This is a genomic window from Pseudomonas sp. B20(2017) (assembly GCF_002113125.1).
In the GTDB taxonomy this organism is placed as follows: Bacteria; Pseudomonadota; Gammaproteobacteria; order Pseudomonadales; family Pseudomonadaceae; genus Aquipseudomonas.
In genome coordinates, this window is record NZ_NEJP01000001.1 from 277,411 (window position 1) to 294,181 (window position 16,771).

Annotated in this window: 12 protein-coding genes; 7 read left to right on the forward strand and 5 right to left on the reverse strand. The window is 60.2% G+C overall.

The window, feature by feature from the left end; all coding sequences use genetic code 11:
* Positions 1-5: 5 nt before the first annotated feature.
* Complete coding sequence (gene hrpA, locus CAF63_RS01315; protein WP_085683088.1) at positions 6-3,917, reverse strand: ATP-dependent RNA helicase HrpA; 3,912 nt, start codon at positions 3,915-3,917, stop codon at positions 6-8.
* Between the two features lie 196 nt (positions 3,918-4,113).
* Positions 4,114-5,835 (reverse strand): bifunctional isocitrate dehydrogenase kinase/phosphatase, encoded by a 1,722-nt coding sequence (aceK, locus tag CAF63_RS01325; protein ID WP_085683090.1) that lies wholly within the window; start codon positions 5,833-5,835, stop codon positions 4,114-4,116.
* A 416-nt stretch (positions 5,836-6,251) separates the two neighbouring features.
* Here aceK and CAF63_RS01330 point away from each other — a divergent pair, with 416 nt between their 5' ends.
* Both CAF63_RS01330 and CAF63_RS01335 read left to right on the forward strand, forming a co-directional pair.
* Complete coding sequence (locus CAF63_RS01330) at positions 6,252-7,877, forward strand: methyl-accepting chemotaxis protein (RefSeq protein ID WP_085683091.1); 1,626 nt, start codon at positions 6,252-6,254, stop codon at positions 7,875-7,877.
* A gap of 84 nt (positions 7,878-7,961) precedes the next feature.
* Positions 7,962-8,870: a DMT family transporter gene (locus CAF63_RS01335; RefSeq protein ID WP_085683092.1), complete on the forward strand. Its 909-nt coding sequence runs from the start codon at positions 7,962-7,964 to the stop codon at positions 8,868-8,870.
* Between the two features lie 57 nt (positions 8,871-8,927).
* On the opposite strand, the gene CAF63_RS01340 is transcribed toward CAF63_RS01335, so the two are convergent.
* Entirely contained in the window at positions 8,928-9,791 is an 864-nt protein-coding gene (locus CAF63_RS01340) for a DMT family transporter (RefSeq protein ID WP_085683093.1), read from the reverse strand.
* 450 nt (positions 9,792-10,241) lie between these two features.
* Here CAF63_RS01340 and CAF63_RS01345 point away from each other — a divergent pair, with 450 nt between their 5' ends.
* Together CAF63_RS01345 and CAF63_RS28195 are read left to right on the forward strand one after the other, a co-directional pair.
* The gene (locus CAF63_RS01345) at positions 10,242-10,775 is read left to right on the forward strand and encodes a hypothetical protein (protein ID WP_085683094.1); all 534 of its coding nucleotides are present in this window, start codon (positions 10,242-10,244) and stop codon (positions 10,773-10,775) included.
* A 48-nt stretch (positions 10,776-10,823) separates the two neighbouring features.
* Positions 10,824-11,003 carry a hypothetical protein gene (locus tag CAF63_RS28195; RefSeq protein ID WP_143492410.1) on the forward strand — a complete coding sequence of 60 codons (180 nt, stop codon included), beginning with the start codon at positions 10,824-10,826 and terminating at the stop codon, positions 11,001-11,003.
* A 43-nt stretch (positions 11,004-11,046) separates the two neighbouring features.
* On the opposite strand, the gene CAF63_RS01350 is transcribed toward CAF63_RS28195, so the two are convergent.
* The gene (locus CAF63_RS01350) at positions 11,047-11,985 is read right to left on the reverse strand and encodes an aspartyl/asparaginyl beta-hydroxylase domain-containing protein (protein WP_085683095.1); all 939 of its coding nucleotides are present in this window, start codon (positions 11,983-11,985) and stop codon (positions 11,047-11,049) included.
* A 187-nt stretch (positions 11,986-12,172) separates the two neighbouring features.
* On the reverse strand, positions 12,173-13,147 hold the full coding sequence (gene cysK / locus CAF63_RS01355) for a cysteine synthase A (RefSeq protein ID WP_085683096.1): 975 nt from the start codon (positions 13,145-13,147) through the stop codon (positions 12,173-12,175).
* 128 nt (positions 13,148-13,275) lie between these two features.
* Between cysK and CAF63_RS01360 the strand changes: the two genes are divergently transcribed.
* The 3 genes from CAF63_RS01360 to CAF63_RS01370 all read left to right on the forward strand — a co-directional run bounded on the left by CAF63_RS01360 (position 13,276) and on the right by CAF63_RS01370 (position 16,678).
* Positions 13,276-14,352, forward strand: a complete 1,077-nt coding sequence (locus CAF63_RS01360) for a DUF748 domain-containing protein (RefSeq protein ID WP_085683097.1) — start codon at positions 13,276-13,278, stop codon at positions 14,350-14,352.
* A gap of 289 nt (positions 14,353-14,641) precedes the next feature.
* Positions 14,642-15,487: a MoxR family ATPase gene (locus CAF63_RS01365; protein WP_007911294.1), complete on the forward strand. Its 846-nt coding sequence runs from the start codon at positions 14,642-14,644 to the stop codon at positions 15,485-15,487.
* 12 nt (positions 15,488-15,499) lie between these two features.
* Positions 15,500-16,678, forward strand: a complete 1,179-nt coding sequence (locus tag CAF63_RS01370) for a VWA domain-containing protein (RefSeq protein WP_016771218.1) — start codon at positions 15,500-15,502, stop codon at positions 16,676-16,678.
* Positions 16,679-16,771: the final 93 nt, after the last annotated feature.

Here is a 16,771-nt window from a genome sequence, read left to right on the forward strand (position 1 = left end):
CGGAATCAGGGTTCGACCAGCGTCCACTGTTTGTTCAGACGCTTGTCGGAGATCGGCACTTTCGTGCCCAACTGCTGGGCGAACAGCGAAACCCGATACTCCTCCAGCCACCAGCGATACAGCTCGAGCTGCGGATCGCGCTTGCCTTCCTGTGCGTGTTTGGCCGCGCGGGTCTGGTATTGCGTCCAGAGGCCGGCGAGTTCGCCGCTCCACACCCGATCCTTCTGCACCTGCGCGCCCAGTTTCTCGAAACGTTGCTCGACCGCTTTCAGGTAGCGCGGCAATTCCTTGAGCCAGAGCATCGGCGTTTCCCGCACGAAGCCCGGATACACCAGATGACTGAGCTGCTGTTTGATGTCGTTAAGTGCCACCGCCTGAGCCAGGTCGATCTTGCCCTTGAAGCGTTTTTGCAGACCGTGCCAGAGCTTGAGGATCTCCAGAGTCAGACGTGCCACGCGCTCGGCGTGCTCGGTCCAGCCGCCGCGTTTGCGCTCGGCCAGTGCCGCCAGCCCTGCGCCGTCGCGAGGCAACGGGTCTTCGCCGTCGAGAATGCAGCTGTCGAGGCTGGCCAGCAGAATGTCTTCCACCAGCGCATCGACCCGGCCCAGTTCGCGGTACAGCAGACCCAGTTCGGTCAGGCCCGGCAATTTGCCGCGCAGAAACTTCGCCGGCTCGGCCAGTTGCTGCATCAATAGACGTTGCAAGGCGCGGCGGTGCTGGAACTCGGCTTCGGCCGGGGTCGAGAAGCGACCTTCCTTGACCGTGCCGCCCTCTTCCACCAGCGCCGGATAGACCGTCATCGACAGCCCGGCAATCTTCTGCTGCGTCTTTTCCGCCACCGGGGCGAAAACCTTGGCCTCCACTGGTTGCTGGCTTTTCGCACTCTGCGGCACGGCCAACGCAGCTTGGCTGGCTTCGGCGAAACGTGCAGTCAGCTCCGCCAGATCTCGGCCTTCTCCGAGGAACTTGCCCTGGCCGTCGACGATTTCCAGGTTCATCCGCAGATGGCTTTCGACCTGCTGCGCCGCTTCGGCCCAAGCCTCGTCGCTGACTCGCGCGCCGGTCATGCGCAGCAGTTCACGGCCCAGCGCTTGCGGCAACGAACCCTCGGCAAAGGTCATGCGTTGCAGCGCGGCCTTGATGAAGTCCGGCACCGGCACGAAATTCTTGCGCAAGGCCTTGGGCAGGTTGCGCACCAGCGCGATGCACTTGGCCTCGATCAGCCCCGGCACCAGCCATTCCAGGCGCTCCGGCGGCAGCATCGGCAACAGTGGCGCTGGCACACGCAAGGTCACGCCGTCGCGTGGGTGATTAGGTTCGAAGTGATAACTCAGGGCCAGTTCCAGATCGCCGATGTGCAGCGTATCCGGGTAATGCTGGGCCGTGACTTCACTGGCTTCGCGAGCCAGCACGTCCTCTTCGCGCATGATCAGCAGTTGCGGGTCTTTCTGGCTGTTGACCCGATACCAACTGTCGAACGTCGCGGTCTGGTGGATCTCCCCCGGCAGTCGCGCATCGTAGAACGCGTAGAGGGTTTCCTCGTCGGCCAGAATGTCCCGGCGACGGGCCTTGGCCTCCAGTTCGTCGAGCTGTTCCAGCAATTGCTTATTGGCGGTCAGGCACTTGGCCCGGGACTGAATCTCGCCACGCACCAGGCCTTCGCGGATGAACAGCTCGCGCGAAACCACCGGATCCACCGGACCGTAATGCACCGGTCGACGGCCGACCACGATCAGGCCGAACAGGGTGATCTGTTCGAACGCGACGACCTGGCCGCGTTTCTTCTCCCAGTGCGGTTCGAAGTGGTTCTTCTTGATCAGATGCCCGGCCAGCGGTTCGATCCAGTCGGCATCAATCTTCGCCACCATCCGCGCGTAGAGCTTGGTGGTTTCCACCAGTTCGGCGGTCATCACCCACTGAGGGCGCTTCTTGCCGATGCCCGAAGACGGGTGAATCCAGAACCGCCGCTGACGGGCGCCGAGGTAATCGCCGTCCTCGGTTTTCTGGCCGATCTGGCTGAGCAAGCCGACCAGTACCGCTTTGTGCAGCTTCGGATAATCCGCCGGCTCTTTGTTCAGGCTCAGCTGCAAGTCGCGGCAGATCAGGCTCAACTGACGATGGGAATCACGCCATTCGCGCAGGCGTAGGTAGTTGAGGAAATTCTTGCGGCACCAGTTACGCAGCGGGCTGGCGGTCAGCGCCTGGCGCTGCTCTTCGAAACCGCGCCACAAATTGACCAGCCCGGCGAAGTCGGAATCGACGTCTTTCCATTGGGCGTGAGCCTGGTCAGCGGCTTGCTGACGCTCCGGCGGACGCTCGCGCGGGTCCTGAATCGACATGGCGCTGGCGACGATCAGCACTTCCTGCAGGCTGCCGAGTTTGGCGGCTTCCAGCAGCATGCGGCCCATGCGCGGATCCACCGGCAGGCGCGCCAGCTGACGGCCGAGCGGGGTCAACTGACTGTTGCGATCCACCGCCGAGAGTTCTTGCAGCAGGTTGAAACCGTCGCTGATCGCCTTGCCGTCCGGCGGCTCGATAAACGGGAACGCGGTGATCTCGCCGAGGCGCAGATGCAGCATCTGCAGGATCACGGCGGCAAGGTTGGTACGCAGGATTTCCGGATCGGTGAATTCCGGGCGACCGAGGAAATCCTCTTCGCTGTACAAGCGCACGCAGATACCCGGCTCGACCCGACCGCAGCGACCTTTACGCTGGTTGGCGCTGGCCTGGGAAATCGCTTCGATCGGCAGCCGTTGCACCTTGGCGCGGTAGCTGTAGCGGCTGATCCGCGCGGTACCGCTGTCGATCACGTAACGGATGCCCGGCACGGTCAGCGAGGTTTCGGCGACGTTGGTCGCCAGCACCACTCGACGGCCCGGATGCGACTGGAAAATCCGCTGCTGCTCGGCCGGCGACAGGCGCGCGTACAACGGCAGGATTTCGGTGTGTTTGAGCTGGGCCTTGCGCAGCATGTCGGCGGCGTCGCGTATCTCGCGCTCGCCCGGCAGGAACACCAGCACATCGCCGGGACTGCGGCGCTCGCTGCGCTCGTAAGCGGCGATTTCGTCGAGGGTGGCGAGGATCGCCTGATCCACGGTCAGGTCGTCTTCGACGCGGTTGCCCTCTTCATCCTGCTCAAGCGTCAGCGGGCGATACCAGGTTTCCACCGGGAAAGTACGGCCGGAAACCTCGACAATCGGTGCATCGTCGAAATGCTTGGAGAAGCGCTCCAGATCGATGGTCGCCGAGGTGATGATGACTTTCAGGTCCGGACGACGCGGCAGCAGGGTTTTCAGGTAACCGAGCAGGAAGTCGATGTTGAGGCTGCGTTCGTGGGCTTCGTCGACGATGATCGTGTCGTAGCGTTCGAGGTAGCGATCGTTCTGGGTTTCCGCCAGCAGGATGCCGTCGGTCATCAGCTTGATCAGGGTGTTGGAATCGCTCTGATCCTCGAAGCGCACCTGATAGCCGACCAGCGCACCCAGCGGCGTACCGAGTTCTTCGGCCACCCGGCTGGCCACACTGCGCGCCGCAATTCGGCGAGGCTGGGTGTGGCCAATCAGACCATGCTGGCCGCGACCGATCTCCAGACAGATTTTCGGCAACTGGGTGGTTTTACCCGAGCCGGTTTCGCCGGCGATGATCAGCACCTGGTGCTTTTCCAGGGCTTTCTTGATCTCGTCACGCTTGGCCGCGATCGGCAGGCTGTCGTCGTAACGGATCACCGGCAGGCTGGCCTTGCGCGCCAGCACCTGATCGCAGGACGCCTGCATGCGCGCCACCCACTGGGCCAGCTTGGCCTCGTCGGGTTTCTTGCGCAGCTCAAGCAACTGCCGCCGCAGCCGGTGACGGTCGGCGAGCATGGCGTGATCGAGGTTTTTCAGCAGTTTGTCGATGGAGGGCGATTCGTCGGTCATCGGGTACGCAATTCGGTCGTCTAGTGGCGCAAGGACGCGATTGTCGCAGATTTATGCCTGACTGTGATCGTTCCCACGTCGAGGCGTCGAACCGTCTGCGTGGGAATGCAGCCAAGGACGCTCCGCGTCCCAAAAGCGGACGCGGAGCGTCCGGTGAGGCATTCCCACGCAGAGCATGGGAACGATCATTAACGGGTTATTCGTTATCCAGGCCCTTGCGCCGATACGGGAAAACATCAATCACTTTCCCGGCCCGAATCGCCTCCTGTAGCCCCTTCCAGTAGTCGGCGTTGTACAACTCGCCATGCAACTGATCGAACAGTTTGCGCTGCGCCGAGTCAGCAAACAGAAACGGCGGAAACTCCTCGGGGAAAACATCCAGCGGCCCGATTGAGTACCAAGGCTCTGAAGCCATTTCGTCCTCGGGCGTACGCGGTGCCGGAATGTGGCGGAAGTTGGCTTCGGTGAGAAAGCAGATCTCGTCGTAGTCGTAGAACACCACCCGGCCATGGCGGGTGACGCCGAAGTTCTTCAGCAGCATGTCGCCGGGAAAGATGTTGGCCGCCGCCAGTTGCTTGATCGCCAGCCCATAATCCTCCAGCGCTTCGCGCACCTGGGCTTCGTTGGCGCTATCCAGATACAGGTTGAGCGGGGTCATCCGGCGCTCGGTCCAGCAGTGGCGGATCAGCACGGTTTCACCTTCCAGCGACACCGTAGACGGCGCGACTTCCAGCAGTTCCGCCAGGCACGCCGGCTCGAATTTACTCAGGGGAAAACGGAAGTCGGCGAACTCCTGGGTATCGGCCATGCGCCCGACGCGGTCGACGCTTTTCACCAATCGATACTTCTCGATCACCGTGGCGCGGTCGACGTTTTTCGACGGCGAGAAGCGGTCCTTGATGATCTTGAACACGGTGTTGAAGCCCGGCAGCGTGAACACGCTCATGACCATGCCGCGCACGCCAGGCGCCATGATGAACTGGTCGTCGGTGTTGGCCAGGTGATTGATCAGGGCACGGTAGAACTCTGACTTGCCGTGCTTGTAGAAGCCGATCGAGGTGTACAGCTCGGCGATGTGCTTGCCCGGCAGGATGCGCTTGAGGAATCCGATGAACTCCGCCGGCACCGGCACATCAACCATGAAATACGAACGGGTGAAGGAGAAGATGATCGACACCTCCGCTTCGTCGGTGATCAATGCGTCGATCTGAATCCCCCGCCCTTCGCGGTGCAGTAGCGGAATCACCAGCGGCCATTGATCGTCGTTGGTGTAGATGCGCCCGACCAGGTATGCGCCCTTGTTGCGATACAGCACCGAGGAAAACAGCTCGACGCTCAGCTCCGGGTCCTTGCACACCCAGTCCGGCAGGTTCTCGCGCAGTTGCGCTTCCAGGCGTTGCAGATCCCGGGGCAGATCGGCGTAGGCCTCGCTGAAGCGGTAATCGGCAAAGATGCTCGCGAGCATGCCCGAGATCTGCCCTTGCGGTTTGTAGGTGCGGGTTTGCGCCGCCCGTGCCCGGCGCAGGCTCGGGCGCGTGGTGTGGATGAACATGCAGCCGTCGCTGATCAGGTCGTGGCTGAACAGGCCGCAGAAAATCGAGTTGTACCAGGTCTCGGACAGTTCATCGTCGAAGCGCAGGTCGATGATGCTGATGTAGGCGCTTTTCACCAGCGGCCAACAGGTGACGTCCATCAAGGTGTCCGGCTCGAAATACTCGCGCAGGCGGGCGACGGTTTCACCGACCTTTTCTTCGTAGAGGTTGATCCGCGCCGCCGACGCCGTTTGCGTGTCCTGCCAGCGGGCCTGCTCGAAGCGCTCCCGGGCGCCGTCGGTGATCCGCCGGAAATGCTCGCGGTAATCGTCAAAGCCATCGAGGATCAGACGGGCGATGTCGGTGGCTGGCCATTGCTGCGGCATAGATGAGACCTCTGCGGGAATTGGAGAATCTGTGCTCGAATGCCTGAGCTTAGCCACGGAAGCGGGCGCAGGAGAAGCGCAATTTCTGCCAAATCCTCGACCGGGTTGTACAGCGACACAGTTTTTATCAAAGTTTTTTTAATCGACCGTTCGGTCAATTAACGTCTCGCTCCGTTCTCCGACCGCGCCGGCGCCAGCCCACGGTTTCGTTGGGCTTGGGATTCAATTGTTAAGCGACATCTCTAGTCCGCGGCTTTTCCCTGATTGACCACGCCTGCCTACTTCGTACGGCCTCGAACATTAATCCGGCCTTACCAAGATGATGGCACTTTGATATACACCCCGCCATTACCCGCCTCACAACAAGATCCTCGGTTCACGAGGACATCCTCTCTCTCATCCTAAGGAGCACATTGATGTCTATCCGGAATCTGCGCATCGGTTTGCGCGCCAGTTTGTGTTTTGCCGTTCTGGCCAGTCTGCTGGTGGTGGTCGGCCTGTTCGGCCTGGGCCAGATGAAAACCCTGCGCGAGAGCGCGGCGGTGATCGAGGAGTCGTGGATGCCCAGCATCGAAAGCATCCATGACACAGCGGCGAACATCGCCAGCATCCGTCTCGAATCCCTGCGCCTTATCACCAGCACCCAGGCTAACGTTCGCGAACGCAGCAAAGGCCTTCTCACCGCGCAACGCCAGGAATTGCTCAAGCGCCTCGACGATCACAAGGCCCTGATCGCCAATGAACAGGAGCGGGCAATGCTGGAAGGTCTGAGCGCCGATACGGCCAAGTACCTGAGCATCCTCGACCAGATCATCAAACAGATCGACGCCGGGCAGAACGATCAGGCCTACGCGCGCCTGACCAATGAACTGGCGCCCCAGGGATCGGTGCTCGACAAGACCCTGGAGCAGATGATCAGCCTCAATCAGCAAGGCGCGGATGTCGCGGCCAGGTCCGCGGCGGCGATGTACCAGCAGGCGCTGTGGATCGTCGCCACGATCATCGTCATCGCCCTGATTGCCACGTTACTGCTGGCCTGGCTGCTGACACGCAGCATCACCGCGCCGATCAATCAGGCACTGAACGTGGCACGGCGAATTGCTTCGGGAGACCTCAGCGGTCGCATCGACAGCGTAGGCCGGGACGAAGCGGCGCAGTTGCTCGATGCACTGAGCGAGATGCAGAGCAATCTGCGCTCGACCATTCGCGGCATCAGCGAGTCGGCCCAGCAACTGGCCTCCGCCGCCGAGGAAATGAGTTCGGTGATGGAACAAAGCACCCGCGGGTTGCAACAGCAGAACGACCAGATCGAACAGGCCGCCACGGCGGTCACCGAGATGAGCAAAGCGGTCGATGAAGTGGCCGCCAATGCGGTGTCCAGCGCCGAGGCGTCCGAAGCCTCGAACGAAGACAGCAAACACGGGCACGTGCAGGTCAGCGAGACCATCAGTTCGATTCAGGAACTGGTCAGCGCGGTGCTGGGTGCGTCCGAACAGGCCGAGGGCCTTGCGACTCAGGCCCAGGACATCAGCAAGGTGCTGGAGGTGATTCGCGGCATCGCCGGGCAGACTAACCTGCTGGCCCTGAACGCCGCCATTGAAGCGGCGCGGGCCGGTGAGGCCGGACGCGGGTTTGCGGTGGTCGCCGACGAGGTTCGCTCGCTGGCCCAGCGCACGCAGAACTCCACCGAAGAAATCGAGCTGATGATCAGCAGCATCCAGCAAGGCACCGGAGCCACCGTCGGCGCCTTGCAAAACAGCGCCGAGCAGGCCAGCCAAACCCTGCGCCGGGCCAACAGCGCCGGCCATGCACTGGAGAAAATCACCGCGTCGATTTCGCAGATCAACCAGCGCAATCTGGTGATCGCCAGCGCCGCCGAGCAACAGGCACTGGTGGCCCGGGAAGTCGACGAAAATCTGGTGACCATCCGCGATCTGTCGACCCAGACCGCTGCCGGCGCCACCCAGACGTCTGCCGCCAGTCAGGAACTGTCGCGTCTGGCCGTCGACCTCAACGGTCTGGTGACGCGCTTCGTGCTCTGACGGGAAAATTAAATGCCCGATTAGCGGTTGCCATCGTCAGGGCGCTCGGCAACACTCTCGTCCCGATCAAGGAAGGAGTGGCCCGTGAGCCCTGTCGATATTTTCCGCATGTTGTCGCTGGCTGCGATCTGGGGTGCGAGCTTCCTGTTCATGCGCATCATCGCCCCCGCGATCGGTACGGTTCCGACCGGATTCTTTCGGGTTTCGATTGCTGCCGTCGGTCTGCTGGTGATCCTCGGTCTGATGCGCATCAGCTGGGACTTCAAAGGCAAGCTCAAGACCGTGATGCTGTTGGGCGTGATCAACTCGGGCCTCCCGGCAACCATGTACTCCGTCGCCGCTCAGGTTCTGCCCGCCGGGTATTCGGCGATCTTCAACGCCACCACGCCATTGATGGGGGTGTTGATCGGCGGACTGTTCTTCAGTGAACGACTCACGGTGGCCAAACTGACCGGCGTTTTCCTCGGACTGCTGGGGGTGGGTGTTCTGACCCGGGCAGGCCCGGTAGCGTTTGATCTGACATTGCTGATGGGGGCTCTCGCCTGCCTGCTCGCAACCACCTGCTATGGCTTCGCCGGGTTCCTTGCCCGACGCTGGCTGGATCAGGCCGGCGGGCTCGACAGTCGTCTGTCGGCGCTGGGCAGCATGCTCGGTGCGACCCTGTTTCTGTTGCCGCTGTTCGGTTACAGCGTCATCACCCAGCCGCCGGTGAGCTGGGGTGGCTGGAATGTCTGGCTGTCGCTGCTGGGCCTCGGTCTGGGCTGCACCGCGTTTGCCTACATCATTTATTTCCGCCTGCTGAGTTCCATCGGGCCAGTGAAGTCGATGACGGTGACCTTCATGATTCCGCCGTTCGGCGTCTTGTGGGGGGCGCTGTTTCTCGATGAACCGCTGTCGATGGCCCACTTGTATGGCGGGGTATTGATCGCGATTGCGCTGTGGCTGGTGTTGAAACCCGCTGCGGTGAAGCCGGCAGAAATCGCCACTCGCTGATTCGCAGATGCACAAAGGCCCGGGAGTCTCCTCCCGGGCCTTTTTCATGCGCGGCGGTTACGCCGACTTACGGAACACGAACACCAGACCGACGATGATCAACAGCATTCCCAGCACGCTCAACGCGGCCAGGCGATTGCCGAAGATCAGGTAATCCATCACCGCCGTTACGGCCGGCACCAGATAGAACAGGCTGGTGACATTCACCAGATTGCCCTGGGCGATCAGCCGGTAAAGCAGCAACGTCGCCAGCACCGACACCACCAATCCCATCCACAACACCGGCACGATGAAACCGGCGCTGTGCTCGAAGTGGAACGGCTGAAACGGCACGAAAATCCCGCACAGCAACAGCCCCGCCAGATACTGCACCGGCAGCGTGCCGAGAGGGTTGTCGGTGATGCGCTTCTGCATGATCGAGCCGAAGGTCATGCTCGCCAACGCCAGCAGACCGAACAGCATCCCCGCCAGCGACATCCCGGCCAGACCGATGCCCTGGTAAACCACCATGATCAGACCGGCAAATCCCAGCGCCAGACCAAAGATCCGGCTCGCCGAGCGCTGCCGCTCCATGATCACCACCGTCAGGATCGGCTGCACGCCCATGATGGTCGCCATCACGCCGGGCGTGACTTTCAGATCCAGCGCCAGCAGATAAAAGATCTGATAGGCCCCCAACAGCACCACGCCGGTGGCCGTCGCGTACAGCATCGGCTTGCCGCCCTTGGGCAACCTCAACTTGAGCAACGGCACCAGCAGCATTAGCCCGCACAGGGCAATCACAAAACGGATCAACAGAAAGGCAAAGGGCGAAGCGTGGGCCAGCCCCCACTTGGAGAAGATCGCCCCGCTGCTCCACAGCAGAACGAACAGGCTCGTGGACGCCGCCGCGAGCGCGGATTTTTTCGAAAGGACAAACATGAATACCACCTGTAGTCAGGCAAATAGCCAACTCAGCCGAAGCTGAAATTCAGTAGGTTTTTTCAGGCGGGCACAGGGGTCAGCAGAAAACGCTGATCAGCCCGAAACGCCAACGCCCGGCGGTGATACGACTGCGCACACCGGCGTGCTACTGACAGGTGGAGGGTAATGACTGATCTGCACAGGCTGCTGATTCCCGCACGGCACGACGCCAGCGTTGACCGCTGAATCGACTACCGCGTTGATGAGGGATGCAGGCATCTGGGCTGATCTTTTTTGAAGGGTTGGAAGGTGAGTCATGCGACTCACGAGCGCCGACTATAACCAGCGCGGGACATGGATTGCAATGACTTGGACAAAGGGCCAGTAGCGACAGGCAGGAGGCAGGCTTATAGGCTCGTTTGCAATTGCAACGACCATTGATGGGGGACATGGAATGCGCGAGATCATATGCCAAGGGAACGGAATCATCTGCGGTATCAGTTGTACAAATCGCAAGCCAGGAAGTACGCGGGCATCACTTTCGCAAAGCTGCAAGAAGACCTGGAGCAAAAAGGGATCGTAGATGTCGATCACTCCAGAGTTCGTTTCGAAGCTATCGACGCTTTGGCACTGAATGCCTATGAACAATGGCTGGACCCTTATTTCTCCTGGCAGGAAGTTGTCAGGTGGAAGGCCAGAGAACCACTGGGATTCGATTTAGCAATCTGGTTTGATCATGAGCTATGCGGACTCTGCTTTGCGAACCCGAACCAGAGCCGATTGAGAGTAAAAATCGTGCGCCTGGAAGGAAAGCCGGGAAACGATCACCCGCTCAAGAGCCGAATCGCAACATTTGCCTTGACCGCCGTGACTCACTTCGCGCGAATCGTAGGCAGCAAGCAAATCGAAATTCAGGAGCCTGTTCCCGGAGTAATACCGCTTTATCGGCAACTGGGGTTTGAGTTCGACTCGGAAGGTCGTCTTGTGAAGCCCATTGACTAAGTCTAGTATCGAATCACTGTTCATTAAATGATCAACGCCGGAGACGCCATGAAAGCTGTCGCTGAGAACAAAGCGCCAGGCGCCAAATTGACCAGGGCCAAAGAAAAGCGCTCTGCTGGAGAATTATCTGAAAAGGAGTTACTCCGAATCAGAGAGGCGTTGGCTAATCCAGCAGCGGAAGAGCCGGGAGGTGTTCTCGCCGGCGCATCCTTTACCTTCCCCGCATAAAAAAACCGCTCGAACGAGCGGTTTTTTGTTTCTGCATCCAGCCTCAACCAAACAGCCAATACCCCAGCAACGTCAACACCACCACCGCCAGCACCGGCCGCATTACGCGATAGGCCTTCGGATTGCGACGTTTCCACTGTTTGACCCCACCGCTGAACTTGTCGCTGAAATTCTTGGTCCAGGCATAAGCCTGGTTGATCCCGCCAACACGTTCGTCGTCGAGGTTCTGCGGTGCAGTGGCGCGCCCCAGCCAGGCGCTGATGAAGCGGTTGATGCGGGTCATGAGACGATTGCTCAGCGGCCGCTCGATGTCGCAGAACAGGATGACCCGGGTCTTGTCGGTTTCGTTCTTGACCCAGTGCACGTAGGTCTCGTCGAACATCACGTCTTCACCGTCGCGCCAGGCGTAGACCTGACCGTCGACGAAAATCCGGCAATCGTCGGAGTTCGGCGTCGACAGACCAAGGTGATAACGCAGGGAACCGGCGAACGGATCGCGGTGCGGGTTCAAATGGCTGCCGCCCGGCAACAACGCAAACATCGCGCCTTTGACATTGGGGATGGCACTGACCAGCGCCACGGTTTTCGGGCACAGGGCTTCGGCCGATGGCAGCGGTTTGTCGTACCACTTGAGGTAGAAACGCTTCCAGCCCTTCTTGAAGAACGAGCCGAAACCGGCGTCGTTGTTCTTCTCGGCGGCGCGAATGTAGCCCTCGTCGAACAGGTGCATGGCTTCGTCGCGGATGGTTTCCCAGTTATCGCGGAGCACGTCCAGCTCCGGGAATTTGCTGCGATCCAGATAGGGCTTGGATGGCACACCGGAGAACAGGTACATCAAAGCGTTGTAGGGCGCGAACAGCGCCGAATGGTTGACGAACTGACGCAGCACCGGCAAACGCGCCTTGCCGCGCAAATGCACGTAGAGGATGCTGCCCACGAACAGCAGCAACACCGACACCTTGGCGGCTAACGGAAAGGTCATCAACAACTCCTTGAAAAAAGACAACGCTGCGCAATGCCATTTACCCGACATGGCAGCCGGCCATGATAAACATTACCGGCTTCGGGAAACACCCGCCCGTTTCAGGATTCACTGTTAAGGATTGCGCAACAAAGCACTTCTTAACATAACGATCCTGAACCTTGGCTGACCTGAATCAACACGCCACTTACTGCTGGTTTTCCTGTTCGGTGAACAGATCGCTGAACAACATGCTCGACAGATAACGCTCCCCGGAGTCGGGCAGTACCACGACGATGGTCTTGCCCTGCATTTCCGGGGTTTCCGCCAGGCGCACCGCCACCGACATGGCCGCACCGCAGGAAATCCCGCACAGAATCCCCTCCTCCTGCATCAGGCGCAGGGCCATGGCCTTGGATTCGTCATCCGTCACCAACTCGACCCGGTCAACCATCGACAGATCAAGGTTCTTCGGCACGAAACCGGCACCGATGCCCTGAATCTTGTGCGGGCTCGGCTTGATCTCTTCGCCCGCCAGCGCTTGGGTAATCACCGGCGAAGACACGGGTTCCACCGCCACCGACAGAATCGGTTTGCCCGCCGTATTCTTGATATACCGCGACACACCGGTAATGGTTCCGCCGGTACCGACGCCTGCCACCAGCACGTCAATGGCGCCATCGGTGTCGTTCCAGATTTCCGGTCCGGTGGTCTTTTCGTGGATGGCCGGGTTGGCCGGGTTATCGAACTGGGCCGGCATGAAATATTTGCCCGCATCGCTGGCGACGATCTCCGCAGCCTTCTCGATCGCGCCCTTCATGCCTTTGGCCGGCTCGGTCAGCACCAGCTCGGCGCCCAGCGCCTTGAGCACCTTGCGCCGCTCGATGCTCATCGAGGCCGGCATGGTCAGCAGCAATTTGTAACCGCGAGCGGCAGCAACAAATGCCAGGCCGATGCCGGTGTTGCCGGAGGTCGGCTCGACAATGGTCATGCCCGGCTTGAGTTTGCCGCTGCTTTCAGCGTCCCAGATCATGTTGGCGCCAATCCGGCACTTGACCGAGTAGCCCGGGTTGCGACCTTCGATCTTGGCCAGAATGGTCACGCCACGGGGCGCGATGCGATTGATCTGCACCAGCGGCGTGTTGCCGATGGAATGGGCATTGTCAGCAAAAATACGGCTCATGGCTGGGTCCTTGTGCAGCGTTGAATTCAGCCTTCCAAGGTAAGCCTGTTGCCCCTGTCAGTCCAGTCGGGCCGAACGTCTGCGGCGGGCGGCAGTCAATCGCTTTACACCGTTCAGGATTTGCTGCCATGAAGCGTCGCTACCGCTGGCCGTTGTGGGTTCTCACCACTATCGTGGTGTTGCTGGTCGCCCTGCACATCGCCCTGCCCTACCTCGTGCGTGACTATCTGAATGACAAACTGGCCAACATGGGCGATTACCGCGGCCAGATCACCGACGTTGATCTGGCGCTCTGGCGCGGGGCCTACAAGATCAACGGCCTGAAAATCGTCAAGGTTGACGGCAAGGTGCCGGTGCCGTTCGTCGATGCGCCGCTGATCGACCTGTCCGTCAGCTGGCATTCGCTCTGGTACGACCATGCCGTGGTGGCGCAGGTAAAGTTCTTCAGACCACAAGTGAACTTCGTCGATGGTGGGGCCGACAAGCAGAATTCCCAGACCGGTCAGGGCACCGACTGGCGCGCGCAGTTGGGCAAATTGCTGCCGATCACCCTCGACGAAGTACAGATCAACGATGGCCGCATCAGCTTTCGCAACTTCAACTCCAAACCACCGGTGAACATGAATGCAACCAACGTCGACGCCAGCATTTATAACCTGACCAACGTGGTCGACAAGGAGGGCAAACGCGACGCTCGCTTCGAAGGCAAGGCTCTGCTGCTGGGCCATGCCCCGCTGGAAACCACAGCCACCTTCGACCCCTTGAGCAATTTCGAAGACTTCGAATTTCGCCTGCGGGCCCGGGACATCGAACTAAAACGCATGAACGACTTCGCCTCGGCCTACGGCAAATTCGACTTCAACGCCGGCCACGGCGATGTGGTCATCGAAGCCGCCGCCACCAAGGGCCAGCTCAAGGGCTACATCAAACCGCTGCTGCGCGACGTCGACGTATTCAACTGGCAGCAGGATGTCGAGAACAAGAACAAGGGGATCTTCCGCTCGATCTGGGAAGCACTGGTCGGCGGCACCGAAACCGTGCTGAAAAACCAGGGCAAGAACCAGTTCGCCACCCGGGTCGAACTCAGTGGCAGCGTACACCAGCAGGATATCAGCGCGTTCGAAGCGTTTTTGCAGATTTTGCGCAATGGATTCATCCAGGCCTTCAATGCCCGGTATGAACGGCCGAAGCCGGATGCGGGTTAGCGCACTGCGTGAGCGCATCCAGATACAAGGTGTCTGCGCCGATCTGAATTTCTTGGGCGACATCGGTTCCGATCCTCTAATCAGACAGGTTCAGCAGGCTACTTCCAAACCGATGGTCTCTGAATGCTGGCCTCGTGCCGAAACTGAGTCAACATGTGACGCCCCATTCAGAGACTGAATAAGCCGTCTGCGTTCACAGTCGACCGGGCCGCGCGTTATAGTCGGGCATCCGATTATTTCGTCCCCGCCCTGCCCGTTCAGGTCGGCGTTACCGTTCGAGGATTAGCAGATGAAGTTCGAAGGCACCCAGGCCTACGTCGCCACCGATGACCTGAAGCTGGCGGTCAACGCCGCCATCACCCTGGAGCGGCCGCTGCTGGTCAAGGGCGAACCGGGCACCGGCAAGACCATGCTCGCCGAGCAACTGGCCGAATCGTTCGGCGCCAAGCTGATCACCTGGCACATCAAGTCCACCACCAAGGCCCATCAGGGCTTGTACGAATACGATGCGGTCAGCCGTCTGCGCGACTCGCAGCTGGGCAATGAAAAAGTCCACGACGTGCGCAACTACCTGAAGAAGGGCAAGCTCTGGGAAGCGTTCGAGTCCGAAGAACGCGTCATTCTGCTGATCGACGAAATCGACAAGGCCGACATCGAGTTTCCCAACGACCTGCTGCAAGAACTCGACAAGATGGAGTTCTACGTTTACGAGATCGACGAGACCATCAAGGCCAAAAAACGTCCGATCATCATCATTACCTCCAACAACGAGAAAGAGCTGCCGGACGCCTTCCTGCGCCGCTGCTTCTTCCACTATATCGCCTTCCCCGACCGCACCACCCTGCAGAAAATCGTCGATGTTCACTACCCGGACATCAAGAAAGACCTGGTCAGCGAAGCGCTGGACGTGTTCTTCGACGTGCGCAAGGTGCCGGGCCTGAAGAAGAAGCCTTCGACCTCCGAACTGGTGGACTGGCTGAAACTGCTGATGGCCGACAACATCGGTGAGGCGGTGCTGCGCGAACGTGATCCAACCAAAGCCATCCCGCCGCTGGCCGGTGCGCTGGTGAAGAACGAACAGGACGTGCAACTGCTTGAGCGCCTGGCGTTCATGAGCCGTCGCGGCACCCGCTAAGAGGCTGATGCCATGTTGCTCAACCTGTTCAATGAAATGCGTGCAGCCAAGGTGCCGGTGTCGGTGCGTGAGCTGCTCGACCTGATCAACGCGCTGAAACAGCGCGTGACCTTCGCCGACATGGACGAGTTCTACTACTTGTCCCGAGCGATTCTGGTGAAGGACGAACGGCATTTCGACAAGTTCGACCGTGCGTTCGGTGCCTACTTCAATGGCCTGGAAAAGCTCGACGATCATTTGCAGGCGCTGATTCCCGAAGACTGGCTGCGCAAGGAATTCGAGCGCTCGCTGAGCGACGAGGAACGCGCGCAGATCCAGTCCCTCGGCGGTCTGGACAAGCTGATCGAAGAGTTCAAGAAACGTCTGGAAGAACAGAAGGAGCGCCACGCCGGCGGCAACAAATGGATCGGCACCGGCGGCACCAGCCCGTTCGGTTCCGGCGGCTTCAACCCGGAAGGCATCCGGGTCGGCGATGCCGGCAAGCGCCAGGGCAAAGCGGTGAAAGTCTGGGATCAGCGCGAGTACAAGAACCTCGACGACTCCGTGGAACTGGGCACCCGCAACATCAAGGTCGCCCTGCGCCGCCTGCGCAAATTTGCTCGCCAGGGCGCGGCGGAAGAGCTGGACATCGACGGCACCATCGACCACACCGCCAAGGACGCCGGCCTGCTGAACATCCAGATGCGCCCGGAACGGCGCAACACCGTGAAGCTGTTGCTGCTGTTCGACATCGGCGGTTCGATGGACGCCCACGTGAAGATCTGTGAGGAACTGTTCTCGGCCTGCAAGACCGAGTTCAAGCATCTGGAGTACTTCTACTTCCACAACTTCATTTATGAGTCGGTGTGGAAGAACAACATGCGCCGCACTTCCGAGCGCACGTCGACCCAGGATCTGCTGCACAAGTACGGTGCCGACTATAAAGTGATCTTCATCGGTGACGCCGCGATGGCGCCCTATGAAATCACCCAGGCCGGCGGCAGCGTCGAGCACTGGAACGAAGAGCCGGGTTACGTGTGGATGCAGCGCTTCATGGAAAAGTACAAAAAGCTCATCTGGATCAACCCGTACCCGAAAGACACCTGGGGCTACACCTCGTCGACCAATATCGTGCGGGATTTGATCGAGGATCAGATGTATCCGCTGACGTTGCGCGGGCTGGAAGAAGGGATGCGGTTTCTGTCCAAATAACCGAACCGTTCCCATGCTCTGCGGGGAAATGTATCAAGTGACGCTCTGCGTCACTGGGACGCAGAGCGTCCCGGGCGGCATTCCCACGCGGAG

What these genes read in the sequence shown, in the direction of transcription:
- hrpA (WP_085683088.1), bottom strand. Translation starts at nt 3,917, where the DNA reads ATGACCGACGAATCGCCCTCCATCGACAAACTGCTGAAAAACCTCGAT.
- aceK (WP_085683090.1), bottom strand. Translation starts at nt 5,835, where the DNA reads ATGCCGCAGCAATGGCCAGCCACCGACATCGCCCGTCTGATCCTCGAT.
- CAF63_RS01330 (WP_085683091.1), top strand. Translation starts at nt 6,252, where the DNA reads ATGTCTATCCGGAATCTGCGCATCGGTTTGCGCGCCAGTTTGTGTTTT.
- CAF63_RS01340 (WP_085683093.1), bottom strand. Translation starts at nt 9,791, where the DNA reads ATGTTTGTCCTTTCGAAAAAATCCGCGCTCGCGGCGGCGTCCACGAGC.
- CAF63_RS01345 (WP_085683094.1), top strand. Translation starts at nt 10,242, where the DNA reads ATGCCAAGGGAACGGAATCATCTGCGGTATCAGTTGTACAAATCGCAA.
- CAF63_RS28195 (WP_143492410.1), top strand. Translation starts at nt 10,824, where the DNA reads ATGAAAGCTGTCGCTGAGAACAAAGCGCCAGGCGCCAAATTGACCAGG.
- CAF63_RS01350 (WP_085683095.1), bottom strand. Translation starts at nt 11,985, where the DNA reads ATGACCTTTCCGTTAGCCGCCAAGGTGTCGGTGTTGCTGCTGTTCGTG.
- cysK (WP_085683096.1), bottom strand. Translation starts at nt 13,147, where the DNA reads ATGAGCCGTATTTTTGCTGACAATGCCCATTCCATCGGCAACACGCCG.
- CAF63_RS01360 (WP_085683097.1), top strand. Translation starts at nt 13,276, where the DNA reads ATGAAGCGTCGCTACCGCTGGCCGTTGTGGGTTCTCACCACTATCGTG.
- CAF63_RS01365 (WP_007911294.1), top strand. Translation starts at nt 14,642, where the DNA reads ATGAAGTTCGAAGGCACCCAGGCCTACGTCGCCACCGATGACCTGAAG.
- CAF63_RS01370 (WP_016771218.1), top strand. Translation starts at nt 15,500, where the DNA reads ATGTTGCTCAACCTGTTCAATGAAATGCGTGCAGCCAAGGTGCCGGTG.